At 59.8% G+C, this 21,065-nt stretch carries 15 protein-coding genes and 1 pseudogene; 4 read left to right on the top strand and 12 right to left on the bottom strand.

What is annotated here, in order from left to right:
- Positions 1-248, bottom strand: a pseudogene (locus tag D3242_RS26810) (glutamine--fructose-6-phosphate transaminase (isomerizing)); the annotation flags it as partial.
- A gap of 660 nt (positions 249-908) precedes the next feature.
- On the opposite strand from D3242_RS26810, the gene D3242_RS26805 reads away from it, so the two are divergent.
- On the top strand, positions 909-2,375 hold the full coding sequence (locus tag D3242_RS26805; RefSeq protein ID WP_223217878.1) for a coiled-coil domain-containing protein: 1,467 nt from the start codon (positions 909-911) through the stop codon (positions 2,373-2,375).
- A 53-nt stretch (positions 2,376-2,428) separates the two neighbouring features.
- Here D3242_RS26805 and D3242_RS26800 read toward each other — a convergent pair whose 3' ends face one another.
- The 9 genes from D3242_RS26800 to D3242_RS26760 form a co-directional block, all read right to left on the bottom strand.
- On the bottom strand, positions 2,429-3,772 hold the full coding sequence (locus tag D3242_RS26800) for an HlyD family type I secretion periplasmic adaptor subunit (protein WP_120145542.1): 1,344 nt from the start codon (positions 3,770-3,772) through the stop codon (positions 2,429-2,431).
- Positions 3,773-3,798: 26 nt separating this feature from the next.
- Positions 3,799-5,553, bottom strand: a complete 1,755-nt coding sequence (locus D3242_RS26795; protein WP_019860111.1) for a type I secretion system permease/ATPase — start codon at positions 5,551-5,553, stop codon at positions 3,799-3,801.
- A 349-nt stretch (positions 5,554-5,902) separates the two neighbouring features.
- The gene (locus tag D3242_RS26790) at positions 5,903-6,664 is read right to left on the bottom strand and encodes a class I SAM-dependent methyltransferase (RefSeq protein WP_064986343.1); all 762 of its coding nucleotides are present in this window, start codon (positions 6,662-6,664) and stop codon (positions 5,903-5,905) included.
- A gap of 237 nt (positions 6,665-6,901) precedes the next feature.
- On the bottom strand, positions 6,902-8,161 hold the full coding sequence (locus D3242_RS26785) for a polysaccharide biosynthesis/export family protein (RefSeq protein WP_019860113.1): 1,260 nt from the start codon (positions 8,159-8,161) through the stop codon (positions 6,902-6,904).
- On the bottom strand, positions 8,148-9,431 hold the full coding sequence (locus D3242_RS26780; RefSeq protein ID WP_064986341.1) for a hypothetical protein: 1,284 nt from the start codon (positions 9,429-9,431) through the stop codon (positions 8,148-8,150). Before D3242_RS26780 ends, D3242_RS26785 begins: the two co-directional genes overlap by 14 nt.
- Entirely contained in the window at positions 9,428-10,432 is a 1,005-nt protein-coding gene (locus D3242_RS26775; RefSeq protein WP_064986340.1) for an NAD-dependent epimerase/dehydratase family protein, read from the bottom strand. The genes D3242_RS26780 and D3242_RS26775 overlap by 4 nt, the downstream gene beginning before the upstream one ends.
- Before the next feature lie 46 nt (positions 10,433-10,478).
- Positions 10,479-11,153, bottom strand: coding sequence for a sugar transferase (locus D3242_RS26770; protein WP_027047197.1), 675 nt, complete (start codon positions 11,151-11,153; stop codon positions 10,479-10,481).
- Positions 11,150-12,286, bottom strand: a complete 1,137-nt coding sequence (locus D3242_RS26765; RefSeq protein ID WP_038644803.1) for a DegT/DnrJ/EryC1/StrS family aminotransferase — start codon at positions 12,284-12,286, stop codon at positions 11,150-11,152. The genes D3242_RS26770 and D3242_RS26765 overlap by 4 nt, the downstream gene beginning before the upstream one ends.
- 50 nt (positions 12,287-12,336) lie before the next feature.
- Positions 12,337-13,059 carry a nucleotidyltransferase family protein gene (locus tag D3242_RS26760; protein ID WP_019860119.1) on the bottom strand — a complete coding sequence of 241 codons (723 nt, stop codon included), beginning with the start codon at positions 13,057-13,059 and terminating at the stop codon, positions 12,337-12,339.
- A 622-nt stretch (positions 13,060-13,681) separates the two neighbouring features.
- On the opposite strand from D3242_RS26760, the gene D3242_RS26755 reads away from it, so the two are divergent.
- Positions 13,682-14,359: a LuxR C-terminal-related transcriptional regulator gene (locus D3242_RS26755; RefSeq protein ID WP_019860122.1), complete on the top strand. Its 678-nt coding sequence runs from the start codon at positions 13,682-13,684 to the stop codon at positions 14,357-14,359.
- A gap of 138 nt (positions 14,360-14,497) precedes the next feature.
- Here D3242_RS26755 and D3242_RS26750 read toward each other — a convergent pair whose 3' ends face one another.
- Positions 14,498-16,240, bottom strand: a complete 1,743-nt coding sequence (locus D3242_RS26750) for a sensor histidine kinase (protein ID WP_038644798.1) — start codon at positions 16,238-16,240, stop codon at positions 14,498-14,500.
- 289 nt (positions 16,241-16,529) lie between these two features.
- Between D3242_RS26750 and D3242_RS26745 the strand changes: the two genes are divergently transcribed.
- Both D3242_RS26745 and D3242_RS26740 read left to right on the top strand, forming a co-directional pair.
- Positions 16,530-17,207, top strand: coding sequence for a helix-turn-helix transcriptional regulator (locus D3242_RS26745; protein WP_019860125.1), 678 nt, complete (start codon positions 16,530-16,532; stop codon positions 17,205-17,207).
- Between the two features lie 258 nt (positions 17,208-17,465).
- Positions 17,466-18,527 (top strand): NAD-dependent epimerase/dehydratase family protein, encoded by a 1,062-nt coding sequence (locus D3242_RS26740; RefSeq protein WP_038652178.1) that lies wholly within the window; start codon positions 17,466-17,468, stop codon positions 18,525-18,527.
- Between the two features lie 277 nt (positions 18,528-18,804).
- On the opposite strand, the gene D3242_RS26735 is transcribed toward D3242_RS26740, so the two are convergent.
- On the bottom strand, positions 18,805-21,039 hold the full coding sequence (locus D3242_RS26735; protein WP_064986338.1) for an oligosaccharide flippase family protein: 2,235 nt from the start codon (positions 21,037-21,039) through the stop codon (positions 18,805-18,807).
- Between the last annotated feature and the right edge of the window lie 26 nt (positions 21,040-21,065).

Here is a 21,065-nt window from a genome sequence, read left to right as displayed (position 1 = left end):
GTCTCGTTGGGCACGCCATGGGTGGCCCAGCGTGTGTGACCGATGCCGATCGTGCCGTCGAGTGGCTCCTCCTTGAGCCGGCGTTCGAGGTTGATCAGCTTGCCTTCGGCGCGGCGGCGGGCGAGCTTGCCATGTTCGATAGTGGCCACACCAGCCGAGTCATAACCACGATATTCGAGCCGCTTCAGCGTGGTGAGGATGAGCGGCGTAACCTGCGAATGGCCGACGATTCCAACGATGCCGCACATGGTTTTGCCCCCCTGATCTGCAGAATTCCGGCCTTATCGCCGTAGAAGGCAAAGATATCCCTCCTTGATTACGGACTGATCGTTCATTCGAAGGAGCCTACGGCCTTAATCGCGACCAGAAACCGCCATGCTGTGAAGTGGTTCGAGAGGGGGCAGGGTCAGGTAGCGGAGTTTGCGTCGTCGGCCGCGTGAAGCCGCCCGACGAACAGTTCGTTCGAATGATGCGCTTCCGTTGGCCCAGGCGCATGTTGAGGCAGCCGGCAAACCAAAACACACCCAACAGCCGGTTAGGCCCGGCCGCCTGATGCCCCCCTACAAGAGGCTGTCGGGCCGCTTGATCAATCTGGGGCTTGCACGCGAAAGCGCTCCCGACTGCCTCGCGTGCCGGAAAGCGAGCGGCGCTGGGGTCCACGCGACGAAAAACGTCAAGATGAACACGAGAAGGGTCATCCCGGCACAGGTTAAAAAGGTTGGTGGGGAATGACCGACGACCTCCGAACCTTAGGGCTGTCGCTTACAATTCTCGACGACTCTTCGCCGTTAAAGCGATGAATCGCCGGCACCCGGCATCGTTTGATTGAACGAAGACACCGAACTGATCTCTCGATACAGAAGAAAGCTCAGTCCGCGCCTTGCTGGGTCCAGGCATGCGGAAGGGGGATGCAGGGCATGAAGTTCAGAGATCTGATCAGACGTGCCGACAACAATGTGGAGAAGTCATTCGAGGATCTCGAAGCTGACTTGGCTGATGCCGTCGACGAGTGCCTTGGCTTGGATGACCTGTCGGCGCTGGCAATGGACGATGTCGCGGACCAGCCGCCCATGCCAAACGACAACAGCGAACAGGACGAGAGCGCGCAAACCAAGGATGATGCCGGCAGCGACGATGCCGGCACTCCCGAACCCGTGCGACGGCTGACCTCTCATACGCAGAGCCGTATGGCTGCCTTGAGTTCCTTTGACGGGCTGTTTCGCGATGCGAAGCTCCATTTCGAGGAGATCAACGCGAAACTGTCCGAGATCGCAAGCACACATCAGCTGACCTTTGAATTCTTTCACATCCTTCATGCCGACATTCTCCGCGCCAACGAATTGGAGCTGGCCAATCAAAGCCTGACCGCAGAGCAAAAGAGCCTGTCGGACAAGCTCAATGACCTGACCCGAAGGCATCACGAGCGTGAAAGCATGGTGGAGGCCCTGCAGCAGCGCGAGGCAAGCCTGGTTCAGGACGCCGAGGCGCTTCGTGGCGCATTGGCAGCGGCAAGGCTGGAACTCGTGGAAGCCGCGAACACCAACGCAAGAAGCCAAGCGGAATTCGGAGACCTCACAAACACGCTTGCCGCCGCGACCGTCGAGGCCGACAGGCGCGCGCGAGAAAACAAACTGCTGCGTGAAAAGAACGTCAGCCTGTCGATCGACCTGGAAAAGGCGCTGAAGCGGGAGGACGAGGCGCGGCACAGGCTGGACGCCTTCTCCACGATCCATGCCAACGAAGCCGCGCGAAATTCCGAAGTGCTTGGTGCGCTCGGCAAGAGCGAAAAGGAAGCGGCACGGCTCCACACCGCGCTCGAGGCCGCCCAGGCGAAATTGTCGGAAGTGACGGAAACCGCCAGGATCATGGAGGCGGACAAGGGTGCCGAGCTCGAACGCAGCCGTGCCGAGATCCGAGGATTGCGTTCCGAAATTCAGAATCTCCACTCGCGACTAGAGGTCGCGTCGAACGCAAGCAGCGAGGCCTCGGCCGAGATCGCCAGGCTCAAGCTTCAATGGAGCGACGCGGTGGCGGAAAAACAGGTGGCGGACGAAAGGTTGGCGGCCCTCACCAAAGAGGCCGAGACCGACAAGCTGAACCTTTCGAAGATGACCGCGAATTTCTCACAGCTTTCGCTGCAGCAGGCATCCGATCAGCTACAACTCGATATCCGCCGGCAGGAATGCGAAGACCTGCGAGCCGAAATTGCATCGGTCAACGCCCGGATCAGGGAATTGCTGCCCTATGAGAGGTTCCGTGGCGCTGCGAACGCCTTGCCGCATACGAACGATGTGGCCAAGACGCTTCCGGTGGCGGCGGAGCGAGCGGTGCGCACCGCTCGCCGTGTTCGTCGGAGGGCGCTCACCGCGTCGTAGGAGGACGAGCCAGCTGATCATATTTTGCAGCTCGCTTCGAACAGTTCGTCACGTCATTGGCGGAAAGCCCTGGACATCTGATCCGTGAGCGGCTTCAGCAGATAAGACCAGACGCTGCGTTCGTCGGTGCTGATGTGAACCTCCGCCGGCATGCCAGGTTTGAGCACCTTGGCATCGGTCAGGCAGGCCGCCTTGTTCTCGACATTGATGCGCGCCGAGAAATACGAAAGCTGTTTTTGCTGATCCTTGATCAGATCCGCCGAGATGCGCTTGACCGATCCCTGGCAAGCAGGCGTGGTGCCGGCATCGAAGGCCGGAAACCGGATGGAGACGTGCTGGCCCGGACGAACGTCATCTATGCGCGACGGGGGGATCAGCGCGTCGACGACGAGGTTGTCGGTGTCGGGGACGATCATCATGATCACCTCCCCCGGAGCGATCACACCGCCGATTGTGTGGATAGCCGATTCCTGCACCGTTCCCGATTGCGGAGCGCGGATGTTGGTTTTGGTCAGTTCGTCTTGCGCCACGACCTTGCGCTCGCTGAGTTCGGTCTGCTTGGCTTCGGTTTCACGAAGTTCGCTCGTTACTTCACTGCGCCTTTGCTCATCCAGCTGAAGAACCTGCAATTCGGTCTCGCTGACCTTGGCCTGTGCCTCAGCCACCGCCGCCGCCAGGCGTCCTGATTCTCCGTGCGCTCGGGTCGCATCCAATCGGATGTTGCTCAGTCGCTCCTTGGACACCAATTTTTTTGTATAGAGCGCCTGGACATCGCCAAGGTCTCCGTCCAGCAGGACCACCGACTGGTCTTCCGCGGCCTGCTGCGCCTTGAGGCCATCGATCTGGCGTTCGAGTTGCTTCGCGCGGCTTTCCAACTGCGCCTTCTGCCCCGTCAATGCCGTTGCGCGGCTTTCGAAGAGGGTGCGCTCTCCTCTGACCAGCGCAGCCAGCTCCGGGTCGCCCATGCGTTCTTGAAGGCTGGACGGAAGCTGCATTTCCGGCAGGCCTTGTCGCTCGGCCTCCAGCCGTGCAAGCCGCACGGTTGCGCGATCAAGATCCTCGCTGATTATCTGCAGATTGGCCCGTGTCAGCGTGTCATCCAGCCTGGCCACCACATCGCCAGCACGCACATGATCCCCATCTTGCGCGAAGATGCCCCCGATCGTGCCGCCCGTCAGATGCTGGACTTTCTTGATGTTGCTTTCGACCACCACGGTGGCAGGCGCGATCACGGCGCCGGCGATCTTGGTCAACCCAAGCCAAAGCCCGCCGCCGACAACCAACATGGCCGTGACCGCCGCACCAAGGATCAGGTTGGACCTGATATCATCGCGCGCCTCGACCGAATTCGCCTCGACCCTTCGGCTCCCGTTATCGAACGGAGCATACGAGACCATCGTCGCGTCAGACATGAAACAGCACCTCACGCATGACCGCTCACCCCTTTCTGCATCGGAACAACCGATGCCTGCCGTTCGGCAGGCGTCGGGAAGGGCCGGATGACATTGGCCAGGACCTCCTCGCGCGAGCCGAAGGAGTGAAGCATCCCATTCGACATGACGAGTACCTTGTCGATATTGGTGAGGGCAGAAGGACGGTGCGCAACAATGATGACGATCCCTCCACGTCGGCGCACCCCCAGGATCGCGCCGGCCAGGGCGGCATCGCCATCGACGTCCAGGTTTGAATTCGGCTCGTCCAGGACGACCAGAAACGGGTCGCCATAAAGTGCCCGGGCAAGCCCAACCAGTTGCCTCTGTCCGGCCGACAAGGCTGCCCCGCCCTCGCCTACGCGTGTTTGAAAACCATTCGGCAACCGCATGATCATCTTGTCGATGCCGGCGGCCCTGGCAGCCGCCAGCACGCCCTTGGCGTCGTCCTTGCCACCAAATCGCGAAATGTTATCGGCAACCGTCCCGTCAAACAGTTCGACGTCCTGCGGCAGATAGCCGACATGAGCGCCAAGCTCTTCCGAATTCCATTGGTCGAGCGAGGCTTCGTCCAGCCTTACCCTTCCGCGTAGCGGCTGCCACACTCCAACCAGCGCGCGCACAAGTGTCGTTTTCCCAGAACCGCTCGGGCCGACAATGGCCATTCCTGCGCCCCCGGACAGGCTAAAGCTGACATTGGCCACCGTCGGTTTTTGCTGGCCCGGCGGCGCTATTGTCAGGTCCTCGACCGCAAGCGCCGCCTGCGGGCGCGGCAGTTCCATGACTTCTTCATGCCCACCGACGACAGCCAGCACCTTGGCCAGTTGGGAATAGCTTTGCCGGAAAGCCGCGAAGCCTCGCCAGTTTGCGAGCGCAGCGTCAACCGGAGCCAACGAGCGGCCCAGCAGTATCGACGATGCTATGATCACACCTGGCGACGCTTCCCCCCCGATCACGAGATAGGCGCCCAGTCCCAGAACAGAGGACTGCAAGGCCATCCGCAGCGCCCTCGAGAGGGCACCGGTGGCGCCGACAATGTCGGAAAGTCGTTCCTGGTGCGTGAGATAGGCGTGGTTGATCTCGCTCCAGCGGCGGGCAAGCCGCCCGGAAAGGCCCATCGCGCGCACAACCTCCGCGTTGCGGCGGCCGGAATCGGCAAGATTGCGTTGCGACACCATCGTCTCGGACGCGCGTGCCGCGGATGCGCGGCCAAGGACTTCCGCTATCACCGTGAGCAGAACGACAATAATCGCACCGCTTGTTGCCAGCAGACCGAGCGCAGGATGCAGAAGATAGATGATCAGCAGATAAAACGGTATCCAAGGCGCGTCGAAGATGACGGTCGGCCCCAATCCCGAAAGGAAGCCGCGGATCTGATCCAGATCACGCAGCGGCTGTATCCGGTTCGCGTCCTGCCCGCCGATGAGCGGTAAGGACAGCGACAGGCCGAACACCCTTTGCTGCAGATTCTTATGGAGACGATTGCCTATTCGAACCAGGAGGCGAAGCCGTACGAAATCCAGCAATCCATAGACCGCGTAAAGGCCCAGCATTCCGACCGTAAATCCGACAAGGGTCGGAACGCTCTGCGAAGGCAGAACGCGGTCGTAGATCTGCAGCATATAGACGGAGCCAGTCAGGGCGAGAAGGTTTATCACCGCCGAGAAGACGCCGACGCCTACCAGCCCGGGCACGGCACCAAGCATGGCGCCACGCAGATCGGGCGAACGTATCCCTCCGGAGCTCATCGCTTGCGACCTCCGGTGAGAAATCGTTGCGCAAGCTCACTGGCCCCGTTGGCCACGGACAATTTTTGGGTTTTCAGGAGCGTATCCCTCTTTGCCTTCTAATTTACGCCCCACTAACGTACGTGGCCTTCGGTCAAAATGTAGCGAAATCGTGGCGCCGAGCCGAGAAACCCGAATCTGACGCATTAAATCAGGGGAAAACTACCGTTTTAAGGAGTACCGGAAGGCTGTGGAGGTCGCGTTCCCGGCAACGCGAGCGACACCGCGCCGTCCTTTTCGGAGGGTGAGTCGCCCCTCAGGCAAACGGCTCCCGGCCGTTTTCACGTCGCCATTTGAGTGTGCGATTCCGCTAGCGCTTCTTCGCGATAACCAGGAAATGTTGCGCCAGTTGTCCAGGAACGTGAAGAGTTCTGGACGCCTTTTCGAAGGGCTCCATCAACGCTTCACAGACTCCGGGCAAGAGGTTTCCCGGCCGGGGCAGATAGCCGTAAGGTATCATCTCCTCGACAAGGAATCCCGACGCGGTCAGGAGCTCCTTGAACTTCGCCACGCTCAGCGTGTTGCGAATTGTCCGTCCAAACAGCCGATTGAGCAGCCGGCAAACCAGGCCGATTGGTGAAGTCGCATTCATGTGAACGTTGCACACAAGACGCCCGCCGTCCTTCAAATGTTCATTTATCGCCTTCAACGCATCCCGCTTCAGCTGATCCTCGGCGTTCAGGAAGAAGCGAAATGCCGTTACGACATCAAAGGTTTCGCCGAGAGGTTCTGTTGTCATGTCGACGTGGCGCAGTCTCACATTGGGCGGAACTTGCGCGCTGCCCAGCATGGATCTCGAAATGTCGGCGCCGACCACCTCGCCAAACACGCCGGCTGCCACGCTGGTGATGCGACCTGTTCCGCATGCGAAATCGAGGCAGTTCCGGCCGGCTCCGCCCATTGGGCGAAGAACGTTCAGGATCAAGGGTTTTTCGATTTTCTCCCAAAGCGCGCCGTAGTAGCCGGACTCGTGCGTCTTGTTGTAATGCGCGCCGTAGCCCGGTGCGCAATGGCTGGCCCTGTAGTCGTCCGACACCCGGTCGCCCGGCGTGTGGACCTGCTGGTTGGACATCAGCTCCTGCCAAATTCCGGGCTCACCGGTCCGCGGCTTGGCCCGGGGAACTCGCGATGCCGAAGGCGTATCGAAAGCGTAACTTGCTGACTGAGCCATCTGAGCCGCGTTCGTCGGCGGCACCCCTTGCCTGGAATTGAGCCTCACCTGTATCTCCCGTTCGCTTGTGTTCGACGCCCTGATCGAACAGTAAGTTCCCCCAACTCATTTCTTTTTTCGGACTGCGACTAAAGCGGCCTATTGGATTGCCGCGCTTTGCAGATCGCTGCTGAACTTGGCTTCGACAGTATCTCCCGGCATCACGATCGTGTCTTCGTCAGCCGACAGCTTGCGCCACTCATCGCCGACCTTGCGGACGATCGTGACCTGAGCCCGGATTGTTTCGCCGGCAATCGGCAATGGCTGGGCGGACGCTCCGGTCGGTTGCAGCTTCTCGCTGGCGGCGTGGAGCCTGGCGGTGACATCACCCAGCCGCGCGTTGGTGTCCTTCAGATCCGTCAGCAAGGCAATCCTCCTTTGATTGTCATTGCGTTCGTGCTGCCTGACATAGTCCTCCTGCTGGCGCCGCGCTCTCATGAGCTCGACCGAGGTTTGCAGCGCACCGCTCGACGACAGAAGCAAGGCGCGCCTGACATCGGCGAGCCGAGTGTTGGTCAGATTGCCTGCATCAAACGCCTTGGTTACTTTCGCCAGGTCTTCCTGATCCGCCTTCACGCTCTCGGCCTCGACCTGTTCGCGCTTCTGCAAAACCTCGATTTGATCAGCCGCATCCTTCTCGCCCCTCTCAAGAAAAGTCTGCTCCTGCTGGAAATCGCTCAGCGCAATCTTCAGCCCGTCCGTTTCAGCCTGGGCGATCGCAGCTCCGACGCTGGGCGACAGAGGTGACCCCTGCGGCGTCTGCTTGTCGAAATCCGCCTGGCCCTGAAGTTCGGCGCGGACACGGGCGGCGTGAAAATAGTCTTTGGTGTACTCCCCCCAAAGTGTTTCGTAATCGCGCCTGAGATCAACCGGATCGGGACCCGTTTGGCCCGCCCGTGACCGCAAAAGGCTGAAGCCGCCGGAGACGGCAAGCGCCTGCCGTACGGTCATGAGCGGACGGTAGGCCTGTTGTCCAGGGGTGAGCACGTCGCCCATCACGTAGATTGGACGATACTCCACGATGATGGCGGTCACGTCGTCCGGTTTGACGACAACCATCTGCTCCCGTCCATCGGCCAGACGCACGTGAAAGATCTTGGTCGGCAAAAGCGCTTGCATGCGCGTCTGCAATTGAGACGCCGTCAGGCCTGCGACCATGATCATCCCGACCTCGGGAAGGGCGATATTGCCATCCATCTGGACCACGGCGCGCTGCGCTCGATCCGGGATCGGCGCTATCCCTATCTCGACGGTATCGCCAGGTGACAGTTGATATTGCTCGGCTTCGCCTGCGGCGGCCATCGATGTCAGGGACATCACCGCAACCGCGGCAAGAACGGTTCGTTTATTGAAGGCCATTTGCGACAATCTCCTTCTGGTTCGGGACCGGCTCCGAAGGCCACTCAAGACGGGTAACGAAATCGTATACCGGGCCACCGGGCACACCCCAATTGCTCGACCAGATTACCTGTGAGCCGTCCGGCGAGGGCGAGGCATGCGTCTCGCTCCAGTAGTCGAAGTGGGTGTTCTGCGTTTCCACGATACGGCGGACCTCTCCGCTGCCGTCCGTGCGCACCGCAATGACCTGCTGCGCGTAAGGCGCCCAGTCCGGGTGCTGCGATACTTCGGCTGGCGTTCCGCCATAGCTCAGAAACACCCAGCCGGGCCTGTCCAGGGACCTGAGCGACGCATGCATGGCCTCGCCATATTTCATCAGCGACGTGACCTTGCCGTCGGCCAATCGGCGCTTGATCACCTGATATATGTCGGGATTCGATTTGCTGATCCCGACATAGATTTCGCTGCCGTCGGCATCGACCGTCATGTCGCCGTGACCGGGCCGGTGGTGCTCCATCCACTTCTGTTGCAAGACGCCGTCGATGGAAAAGACGAAGGTCGGTTCATGGTCTTCCGACAATGCCTGTGAGCACACAATATTGATCCCCAGCGGAGAGATCGAGCAGGAGCCAGTGGTCCCCGGAAGCTGGGTAAGATCGATATCCGGGAATTTCCGCCGCTGCTTGAGGTCGTAGCCAAAGACCACCGATTTGCCGTCATTGCGCGTTGCACGCACCGCAATACGGTTGCCGTCGCGGCTCGGATTGCCTTTGTAAGGTCCGAACTGAAGTTTGCTGTAGGCTGCCGTGTCGAACACGACATCCTCATGATTTGTGCGCGGCGCCCAGGTGTAAATCTGCCTGCCAGCGACGCAGATCATCAGCTGGGGATCCCTGGGATGCCACTCGCATTCAGTTTCATTCGAGCGGTCGCGATGGAACAATGGCACGTAGCTGTGCCCGTCGAGGAAGCACATGCCACCACAACCATTGACGATCACGAGAAGGCTCTGGTCAGCATTCCAGGCCTGTGCACTCGAGTAACGGTGGGTGCAGTATTTCTTCCCGCAGACACCCGCCAGGCCGAGAATTCCAGGCTGGGTGATCCGTACGAAAGTCGTGCCGGACCAGGGATCCGTTGCTTCGCCAAGATAGTCCGGCAGGTTTTTCACCGGTGGTGTGGCCGACGTTTGCGATGCGCTGCTTTCGCGACCACCGAGCATATAAATATTCGCGAACATGGCACCGGCAATCAGCAGCAGTACCAACATGTGCCGGCGGAGCAGGGTCATGTCATGTAACCCATTTCGCGCCGTACCCGGCCTTCACTAAGGCGCGCGCGCCACCATGCGATCGTTCGCTCCAGCCCGTCGCGCAGGCTGGTCTGCGCCTGCCACCCAGTCTCGCCTTCAAAACGCGAGGAATCGGCGAGCAAGGCGCGAACCTCCGAATTTTGCGGCCGCAAACGCCTTTCGTCACGATGGACCGGTTTCTTGGAACCGCTTAGTTCCAGGACAAGATCCAATACGTCGGAGATGGTCGCGGCGCGTTGGCTGCCGGCATTGTAGGCGTGGCCGAATTCGAGCCCGGCCAGGCCCGCGGTCTGGAAGGCCGCCGCAGTGTCTTCGACAAAGGTCAGGTCACGGATCGGGCTCGTATCGCCGACCATGATCGCCGGGCAATTCGGATCGAGAGCCTGCCGGATGATGGTCGGCACGATGGCGCGTTCGCTCTGGCGCGGACCATAAGTGTTGAAGGGCCGCATGATGACCACAGGGACATCGAACGACCTGGCGTAGGACTCCGCCATCATGTCGGCGCCTATCTTGGATGCCGAATAGGGCGACTGTCCCTGCAGCGGATGCGTTTCGCTGATGGGCATGGTCTGGGCGGTTCCATAGACCTCGCTCGTGGAGGTATGCACCACCCGCTCCGTCTCCCATTGACGCGCCGCTTCAAGAACGTTCACCGTACCCAGGATGTTGGTTTCCACATAGGACTGGGCAGCCGCGTAGGAATATGGAATCGCAATGAGCGCAGCCAGGTGAAACACGACGGCCTGACCGCGCACGATCCGGTTCAGGAACGCGCTGTCGCGGACGTCACCGCGGACGAGCTTCAGCTGGCTGCGGATCTTGTCCGGCAAATCGTCCAGCCATCCATGGCTGTCGAAGGAATTGTAAAGCGCCAGAGCAGTGACATCCGCGCCGTTGCGGACGAGCGCCTCAGTGAGATGCGAACCGATAAATCCATCCGCGCCTGTCACCAGAACTTTCTTGCCGTTGTAGCTCATGACTGCGCATTCCCTTGGCTGACTGGAGCGCTTTTCCTTTTGGGGTTCATACGTCGATCGGCTGTGATGGAACCCAGCCGACAACCGCCAGGACGCCACGCGCCATCCACACGATGTCGGAGACGATGGTGCGCTGCGGATAATAGGAGAGGTCGAGTCTGGCCTTGGCGGGGAACATAACCTCCCGATAGAACAGGATCGGATCCGCGGATCGGGGGAAGAAATGCGCCTCGTGCCGGAAGACAACCTGGGTTGGCCCCAGCAGGCCGGGCTTGTATTGCAGGACCGCCTCGAGGCCGCCTCGGAAACAATCGGCGAAAGCCATGCTCTCGGGTCGTGGCCCGACGATCGCCATTTCGCCTTTGAGGACGTTCCACAGCTGCGGCAGTTCGTCGAACTTTGTTGCCGCGAGGAACCGGCCCACCGTCGTCATGCGGCTGTCGCCCACGACGGTCAGTGCGAGGCCTTGGGAACCGCAGTTCACACCGAACTTGCGAAATTTGTACATGCGGAAGGGTCGGCCACCGGCGCCCATGCGGGTCTGTGCGAACAAGATCGAGCCACCGCCTTCGAGCAGAAGCGCTCCGGCGATCAAAAGCATCAGCGGTGCAAATACGATGAGCGCGGCGCCCGCGACCGCGAGATCGATCGAGCGTCGCGCCAAACCATGAGCGGGGTTTGAGACGAAGCGCCGATGAAGGGAACGGTCCGACGCATTCATGCCGCAGTTCCTGTTTGGGCACCGCCGTTGAGTGCGCTTGCAAGTGCAGCCACAACCGCCTCGGCGAGAGTTGAGGTGATTTGAGGGTGCAGCGGGATTGTCAGCTCTCGCTGAGCAAAGTCCTCTGTACGCGGCAGAGTGATGTCGGGATAACGCTCGCGATAGAACGTCATCTGGTGCACCGGCGGATAATGGATCGTGGTCTGTATCCCCTGCGTCCGCAGTTCGTCGATCACGTCCTGCCGCCTTGCGTAGCGCGGCAGGAGGATCGGCATGATGTGGTGAGCCGACGTCCGGGGTTCGCTGAATGGAATGGTCACGGCCGGGCAATGTTCCGCGATGAGGCGCCGATACAGGACGGCCAGGATACGCCTGATCTCGTTCCACTCTTGCAGGTTCTGCAGTTGAACGAGCCCGATTGCCGCACGCATTTCGTCCATGCGGTAGTTGAACCCGAGCATCGTGACATCATATTGCGGGGTACGGCTGTTCAGCCGCTGGTGCGTCCCGCTGGTCATCCCGTGCCCGCGGGCTTGGCGAACCCTGTCGAGCAGATCGGAATCACGGGCGATCACGGCGCCGCCTTCCGCCGTCGTCATGTTCTTGTTGCCATAGAAGCTGAAGGCCGCCGCGGTGCCGAACGTTCCCACTTCCCTCAGGCCAGGGGCATGCGCGGCGTCCTCGATGATATGGAGCCCTCGAACCCGGGCGAACCGCTGCCATTGTTCCCTATTGGCGAGATAGCCCGCGAAGTGAACGAGGATGACCGCCTTCGTGCGCGAGGTGCACCGCGCTTCGGCTTCCGCGAGAGACATCAACGGCACGTCGACCGACTCGATATCGACGAAGACCGGAGTCGCTCCGACATAAAGCACCGCATTCGCGGTCGCCACGAAAGTCAGCGACGGGACCAATACTTCGTCGCCGGGTCCTATTCCCAGTGCATGCAGGATGAGATGAAGCGCCGCGGTGCAGGAACCAACCGCCACGCAATCTCGCGCGCCATGCATATCGGCAAAGGCCAGTTCGAATGCGCGCACCTGCTCCCCCATGGTAAGCCAGCCGCTGTCAATCACCTTTGACAAGGCTGCCTTCTCCGGCTCGCCTAGAATTGGGGCGCTCACCAAGAGCATCTTGACCTCCTAAAAATCCTTGTGATGGGTTCGGCCTCTACATCCGGATTTCATGCGGCCGCGGCGGCTACCTCGATCGAGGTCGACTGCTCTTCCCAGGCAATCGCCTGCGCATTTTGGAAGTCATCGACGCGACCGATATCGAGCCAGAGACCGTCATGCTTGTACACGTGCACGGTCGTGCCACCCTGCATCATCTGCAACATCAGGTCATCGAACCCGAATGGGATGCCCGAAGGTATGAACCGCAGGACATCCGGGTTCATGCAGTAAATCCCCATGCTGACAAGGTGGGAAAGCGTCGGCTTTTCCCGGAAGAGCTGAACGGCATTGTCGACCTCGTCGATGACGCCGAAATCCATCTTGATGAGGCGGCAGGCAGTGGCGATCGTAACCGGATCCTTATGCATGCGGTGCGCCGCCACAAACCGGCTGAGGCTCAGGTCGGTAAGAACATCGCCGTTGAGCACGACAAAGGTGTCGTTCAGTTCATCCCTGATCAGAGAGAGAGGCCCAATGGTGCCCAATGGCTCCATTTCCTGCGTGTATTTGATCTTCAGATTCCATTGCGATCCGTCGCCGCAGACGCTGCGGATCAGGTGCCCGAGATACCCGGTCGTGATATAGACCTCCTCGATGCCGTTGCGCCGCAGCCACTTCAGAAGCAGCTCAAGAACGGGCCTGGCTCCTATCGGCATCAAGGGTTTCGGTAGGACCGACGTGAAGGGCCGAAGGCGCGTACCCATCCCACCACATTGAATCACCGCTTTCATCCGATCCTCCTGATTTGCAGTTGCCTGTGTCCGGGCATTTCGTGTTCGAGCTCATTCGGACCTGGCATTCCGTCAAATCCGGCTCGACCCTCGGCGGCAATCCGAACATCATACTTGAAGGGTATGTGACAGCCGGGGCGGCTGTCGTCGTGCATTCGAATGGTACCGATCCGAAGCGTTTCCGGTATTAGATAACCGCGAGATCAAGGACGGACCCAAGCATCTGGACCTGGCCATGAGACCAATGAATCCGAACGAGTCCTGCGATCAAAAAGCAGCGATCCGCCAAGTGCCGGAACCATCCCGCGCACCCTCGGTGAAGGCAGGTGCCGCCATCAAAATGCCCTGCCGTACACCGAACATTGGAGACGGGCACTCGATATCGCTCGGTAGGCAGGCACGGGACGCCAGCGTTAAAAAAAATAACGACGGCTCTCACAAATTAGTATTATATTAGCCATGTGTGATGTGCGTGGGTTGGGACGCTGCGACCATCACAGTGATGTGATGACCAGCGGTGGCCACGACTTTTAGACCCACCGCGGTTCCGACCATCACAGAGGACTGGGAGGTTCCAGCGAGTGTTCTCGTCGGGAACCGGGTAACGCGTTGGGGTAGTTCAATGTATCGGATCGTCATCGCCGACGATCACGGCTTGTATCGGCGCGGCCTTCGGCTGGCACTTTTGGCTGGAATTCCAAACGCCGAAATATTCGAGGCCTCGTGTTTCGATGCTGTGGTCAATCTTCTAGAGGAGCAGGCATCCATCGATCTTGCGATCCTCGACCTGAACATGCCGGGGCTGGTTAACCAGGAGGTGCTCAGCGACGTTCTCTCTGCGTATCCTGACACACGTTTTGCGATCGTTTCCGGGGACGATTCTCGCTCGGAGATCCTGACCGCTCTTTCGATCGGGCTTCACGGTTACATCGTCAAATCGCAAAAAGACGAAGAAGTCGTTTTGGCAGTAAATGAGATCCTTGCAGGCCGGATCTATGTACCATCACTCTTGTCTCGAACGTCTGCCGACCAGAGAGCGTATGCCGCCCTCCCCTCGGTGAAAAATCCAATCCGTCAGCGCATGGGCTCAAGCGATCTTGGCAGACTGACATCGAGGCAAAGGGACGTCCTCAAGCTGATGGCGGAAGGGTACTCGAACAAGGAGATCGCCCGCAATCTGGATATTGCCGAAGCGACAACGAAAATCCATGCCGCCGCCATTCTGCGCGAGCTCGGGGTGCGAAACCGGACTGAAGCAGCCGTTTTGCTGCAAACGTGGATGTCGAGAAATATGAACTGATGTTTGCCACCCGAAGCGGGAAGCGGTTCGGACCGGCATGCATGGGATAGACTTAGGCGCGTCCCATGAACCGGCGCGCTTTTGATCGTCTTACTGTGCATGTGCCCAAATCCGAAGTCGCTTTCGGAGCGGCAGGCACTACAACTCAATCTCCTTCCGCGATAATCGCAACGAATATCGCAGTCCATACTCCGATATTTCCAATTTCGGCGAATGCCCGACAAGCGGCGTGCCGTCCACGCCGATTATCATGGACCCGAACCCATGGCGCACGACGTTTGAGTTCTTCCGACCTCCCGATTCCACCCAATCGAAAACCAGATCGTCCCCTGCCCCGTCGGATGCGAATTGCCACTTAACTCCGACCTTGCCTTGTGAGTCACCCAACGCGCCGTGTTTCACGGAGTTTGTCGTCAGTTCGTGAAGGATCATCGCAAAGCTCTCTGCGACGCCACTTGGCACTGTGAGCGAGGGGCCACTGATCGTTATGTCCCGTGTCTCCTTGAAGGGCTGCAACTCCCGAGCCACGAGATCGTGGAGCATCCCCGACAGGCTCTTATGACGAGACAGGATGAGATGCGTCGCTTCCAGCGTTCTGATCCGATCGATCAGCATCTCCTTGTATTTGGCAACGTCGTTCTCGGGAACATTGATCATTTTTACCAGGGCCGTGATCACCGGGAACAAATTGCTGAACCGATGGCGGTCTTCGAGCATGATGCGCTCGTGCTTCTTTACGGCGGCGCGAAGAAGCGTGGTCTGTCGACGTTCTGTCAGATCGGCCGCCACCCCGATGCGCATTGCGCGGTCGCCATGTTCTTCCTGCCGTCCGCGCAGAGCAACCCAGCGTATGTGCCCGTCCATCCGCCTGACACGAATCTCGACGTCGTAGTTCACTGCCTGCGAGGGTTTTGCCGAGGCAGCCAATTTCGGCCAGTCGGCCGGATGGACCACGGCCGAGAGTTCTTCCAAGGGGCGGACGGGCTTGGAGGGCAGGCCGAGAATGTCCCAGAACTTGCCGGAGCCCGCGACTGTCCCCTCCTTGATATCTATTCGCCACGTGCCCAGGCGTCCGGCAGACAGAGCGAGATCGAGCCATTCCTTCTGAGCCCGGAGGGCCTCGCGTGCGGCTCGTCGCTCGGAAATATCGTCGACCACCACGAACACGCTTTCGGTGGATGCCTCGTCAGGCCGCGACGAGGACAGGGCCAGACGAGCCCAGAATGCCTTGCCGTCCTTGCGCAACACGCGAATATCGGCCGCGGACGACGCGGCGCCATTATCCAGATCCTTCAACAAGGCCCGCACGGCATCTCGATCGTCGGGAAGAACGAGCCCTTCCAGCTTCAGCTGGGCAAGCTCCTTTTCTCCGTAGCCGGTCATCTCAAAAAAACGTCTGTTCGATTGCAACAGTTCGCCACGTCGATTGGCATTTGCAAAACCCAAGGCAGCGCGCTCGAAGGCCCAACGATAGCGGCTCTCGGCTGCATCGATGGCAGCGAGCCTCGCCTCTGCAACCTCGAGCGCCCCGCGCAAATCCTGTCGCAGGCGATGGAACACGGATGCGATCAGGCCACCCGAGACCAGAAGGAAGATAGCGCTCGTCCAGTCTTCAGCTGAGAGTTGGGCGTTCAGGACGCGTCGCATCCACAAGCCGGCGGCGGCCATGAGAAGCGTTACGGCGATGGCAACCAACCGCCCTTCGAGGTACACGATAACAATAATTACGGGGATAAACGCAATAAACGTAACCCCCTGGCCGATGTATATCGTATTTATCGCTTCGAGTATTATCGATCCGGCAAGCACCAACAGCGAAGCTACATGAGCCAACGGGGTGCTTGACACGTTCGATTTAAGCCAGCGCAGATACGAACCCATGCGCCCAGACTACATCCTTATGTCTAGTTCGTCGAGACTAGGCCACGAGGAGGCAGCCTAATACCACTGCCGGATTGCCATGCCTTTGCCTGCGAATAGAATCAGGATCGGCAGGGTTCTTCAGGAAGCCATATTCAAGGAACGCTGCGGAAAAAGCTTCCGCAGATTTCTACAATTGTGTCGAAATTCGAGTCGAAGGAGCAAGTTCCCGCCAGCAGGCGGAATTCAAATCAAGTAAATCATACAAAATTTACTTGAGTGGGCAGCAACTAGGGTTGGGGTAGAAGCGATGACACTGATTGAGAGGCGCAACGAAACCGTTGCAGTCAGCCAATACATTGTATTGAAAGATTCTCGTCACGCACGTCCGATACATCTTTCGGATCGGCCAGACGCCAGACCTGGCGGGCCGCAGCGACGCAGTTTGGAATCCATAACCGGCATGCTTGAGCGTATCGGCTGCGGCTATATCGTGCTGGACCGCGACAGGAAAGTAATCGAATGGAACGCAGCCGCGCAGGAGACGCTTGAGCGCCAGGGCGAAGCGGCTGACACGGCCGTCGAGCTGTCCGCAGGGCTAAGGCGGCTGGTCGCGAATGTTCCGGTCCATTTCCAGCCGGGATTACTCTCATGGGTGGTGATCCGCAGCAGAGGCGATAGGCCTGTGATCCTGAATGAGGCGGGCGTCGTCACACCCGACGGGACAAGCATCGTCGCATTGCTGGACCGGGAGAACACATCGGCGGCCAACCCTCAGACCTTGCAAAGGATGTTCGGTCTGACCAGCGCGGAGACGCAGCTGGCATTGCGCCTGGCGCAAGGCGATGCGCCCCTGGAGATTGCTCGCAGTTGGCATCTCAGTCGCACGACGATCCGCTCCCAGCTTGCCTCGCTGTTCGCCAAGACCGAAACAAGGCGTCAGGCTGAACTGGTTGCTCTTCTGGGACGCATTTCGGTCCTGCCATGAAATAGCGATTTCGGCGGGCGTCAGCACCCGCTCGAATTCAGCAAACCGAGATATGTGCCATGGCAACGCGGCCGCAAATTCTGCGGCCGCGGTTGCGCAGATTGCAAAGCTGGCGGTGCCATCTCCAGCCTGTCCACGCGCTATCGAACGCGGGCGGAGCGCGGAATCTCACAATTGGAGTGACTTGCCATGGTCGAACCAAATTCGACGGTCCACAAGCTGGCTGATGCCGCTCGTACGCGGTCGGATGGTGCTGTACTGAAACTTGCACGCGCGGGACCGATCGTCGTCACAGGTGCCGCCGGTTTCATCGGGTTTCATGTCGCGTTGCGGCTTTTGCGGCGCGGCCTTGTCGTTATCGGCGTCGACAATTTTACGCCCTACTACGACGTCGGGCTGAAGGAGGCGCGATTTGCGCAGCTCTGTGCCGAGCCGAGGTTCACTCCCATGCGGATGGACCTGGCGGACCAGGCGCGGGTGAAGGCGCTGTTTTCCGACTTCCAGCCATCGCACTTCGTGCACCTCGCCGCCCAGGCTGGGGTGCGTTATTCGCTCGCCGACCCGCATGCCTATGTGCAGTCGAATGTAGTCGCGTTTCTCAATGTTCTGGAGGGCTGCCGGCACGCCGGCGTCAGCCATCTCGTTTATGCCTCGTCGAGTTCCGTTTACGGCGCCAATCGAAGCATACCTTTTTCCGAGCACCATGGCGCCAGTCATCCGGTCAGCTTCTATGCCGCAACCAAAAGCGCAAACGAATGCATGGCGCATTCCTACAGCCACCTGTTCGGCTTGCCGGTGACAGGATTGCGCTTCTTCACCGTCTATGGTCCCTGGGGCAGGCCTGACATGGCAGTCTATACGTTCACCCATGCCATCGCCGAGGGGCGGACGATCGAGATTGCCAATGCCGGCCGCGTATGGCGAGATTTCACCTATATCGACGACATCGTAGAGGGGGTGGTTCGCGTGCTCGCCGCGCCGCCTCGTCCGGATCCGGACTGGGACAGCCGCGCGGCTGACCCCGCCACAAGTTCGGCGCCATATCGGATCTACAATATCGGCAATGACCGGCCCGAAGAAATCAACCGTCTGATCGCAATCATCGAAACTGCCCTTGGCCGCCGCGCCCTTCGCGTCAACGTGCCTTTACCTCCAGGTGACGTCCTGAAAACCCGCGCCGACGTAAGCGATCTCCGCCGCGCTGTCGGCTTCGCACCGGCGACGGCACTGGAGGACGGCGTGCAACGTTTCGTGGAATGGTACCGGGATTTCCATGCAAGCCCCGTCGGCCGAGAACGACAAGCGTTCATTCAGGCATAGGGCGAGACCACGGGAGGCCGGACGGCGAGCACACCGCCGGTTCGGCTGACGAGGCGCGCCTCCCACCAATACTCCTTCAAATGACGCATGAGGTCCATAAGATGCAAAGGCCGCGTCGGCGGGGTGCGATTGTGTCGCGAGGCAGATGACCATCGATGCGTCTTTGGGGCCGCCACTGACCTGCTCCTTCAACCATGTTGGAGGCATGGGCTAGCGGTCGCACGCCGATCGATGCGCCGGCGCTGTCGTGAGGGACATCATCGATGGATCGGCCACTTCATTTGCCGGCTCTCAATAACCAGTTCCATTGTAGGCCGCCAATCGCGCTTGGCCTGATCGAGAGCAGGGCAGACACCAAGCCAGGCAGCATCTTCAGTCGCTTGCCGATATAGACCGCCATGGCAACGTTCCAGATGGCCAGGGCAAGCGCGACACCGACAGCCGCGCCAATTGGGCCGTATATCTCGACGCCCACGGCACAGGCTATGACGTTGGCCGCCGCGCCAGCGATCATGGTCGTTGCCGCGGCCCATTCGTTTCCGGTCATCGCCAGCAGATTCTGCTGAGGCCCGCACAGCGCAACAAAAACATAGCCCAAAATGAGAACCCGCGCGATTGGCGCTCCCGCAGCAAAGCCCTCCCCGAAGAAGCTCAAGAACGGCTCGGCAATCACCATCATTGGGATGGCCACCGCGATGGCGCCGCCCGCAGACAGCAAGGTGGCCCGCGCGAACAGCTGCTGCAGGCCTTTATGATCGCCTCTGGCATGCAGGTCGGCCGCTGTAGGCGAAAACATGGTAGCGACAGCGATGCGGGAAAGCCCCACAAGCATCGCCACGTTCAACGCCAGGGCGAAAATACCGGCCTCACGGATATGATTGGTCCAGCCCAACACCAGCACGCCGGCACGACTGACGAAAACATCGAGGCCGGTGATGAGCATGAGCGGGGGGACGGCAAGCCACCATCCCCTCGGTTCGTAAGCGGGCTGAGCCTGCCGCAGGCCAGGTGGTTCAAACTTCCTGGCGGTGATGAACACCAGCGCAACCGTGATGGCCGAACTTGTCAGCACCGCCAGCATCACTTGCGGCGCGTGCACCGCCCACAATCCGGACCCGGCCATGATCGCCACCAATACCAGCAGCAGCCCGTCTCGCACGATGCGCTCCGGCAACAATGCCGAAACCACGCCGCCGAAAGCACGCACAAGCGTAGCGCCAATGGCATAAGCGGTAATCAAGGGTACGGCCGCCATGCCAAGCATGGTGCTTATCTCAAGTCCTCTTTGCGTATGATCCGGTTGCGCCTGCTCTGAAAAGAAAAGGACCAAGGCAGCACCCGCCATCCCGAACAGTGTCGCCGCGAGCAGCGATCTCCGCAGGGCGAATCTTATCACCCCTCGCGCCAGGTCAAGCCTGCCGTTGGCTCTATAGGCGGGCACAAAACGCAACAGGGACACATTGAAACCAAGCGTTGCCAGATAGGCGAGCACGGAGGTCCAGGCTAGAACGTAGGCATAGATCCCGTAGTCGCGAGGCCCGATGAGGCGCGCAATGGCCAGCTGTGCAAGGCTGGTCAGCCCAGCACCTCCGATATAGATCAAGAGGGCGAAGACGCTCGCCCTCGCGAGCCGCGAGCCGACGTCCCTATTTCGCCGGGGTGTGGCTATTGGAAGAGCACCGGCGGGATGGCCCGGAGACTTTCGAGACACGCGACTATCGATTGCCGCAGCATGCGCAAGTGGTGCGCTTTCTTTTTGGTCTCGATTTGCGAATCCTTTATCCATCCGTGACAGCGCGGAAATGATTTGCTTCTCGACCTTACAAATACTTTTGAGCCCTGATTGACTGTCGGCGTTCTCAACGGAAACGACACTTCGGCCGGAAATCGCGAGGAGATCGTTTATCGATTCGAACACGCCAAAGGCGCTCATATTCACGTCCAAGTCGGCCTCGAAAATCCGCTCCGCCGGCGGCTCGTGCTCCATCCGATGTCGGAGACGGCTCTCAACGATCGCAGATGGCACCACCAGCCTGATGGTGAGATCGGCCGGCGGCGCGAGGCTGAGCGCCTTTTCGAGCGCTTCGCGGTCGTTGCCCCCATTGAACATCGCCAGCGATCCAATCGCTTGAACGTATCCTTGATCGAATATGACAATTTCGGGCGATTGCTTCGCGGCGCTCCAGCAACGCGAAAGGTGCAAGATATATCGCCAGATCCGGGCGCGCCACATTCGTTTCTTTGGCGGTATCAACCTCACCATCGACACCGAACTTGAAATATCGTCCAGTCGCCCGATCGACGATAGAAATATTCCAGCAGTCGAGAATATCGCCGATACTATTCTGGAGACGAACAGAATGATCCCAAGGTCGAAGCTTCCGGCCCTGGTGCTGGGCTTATAGCTGAGAGCGACCTTGGCGTGATAGCCTTTCCCGCGCAACTGCTGCGCGAGCGCATGCGCAAATGTTGTTTTGCCGGATCCTGGCGGTCCGAAAAATTCAATGATCATTCTGGGGCAGGTCCGATTGCTGGAAC

This window comes from Mesorhizobium jarvisii, assembly GCF_003601985.1.
In the GTDB taxonomy this organism is placed as follows: Bacteria; Pseudomonadota; Alphaproteobacteria; order Rhizobiales; family Rhizobiaceae; genus Mesorhizobium; species Mesorhizobium jarvisii.
This window is presented reverse-complemented; position numbering and strand designations above follow the sequence as displayed.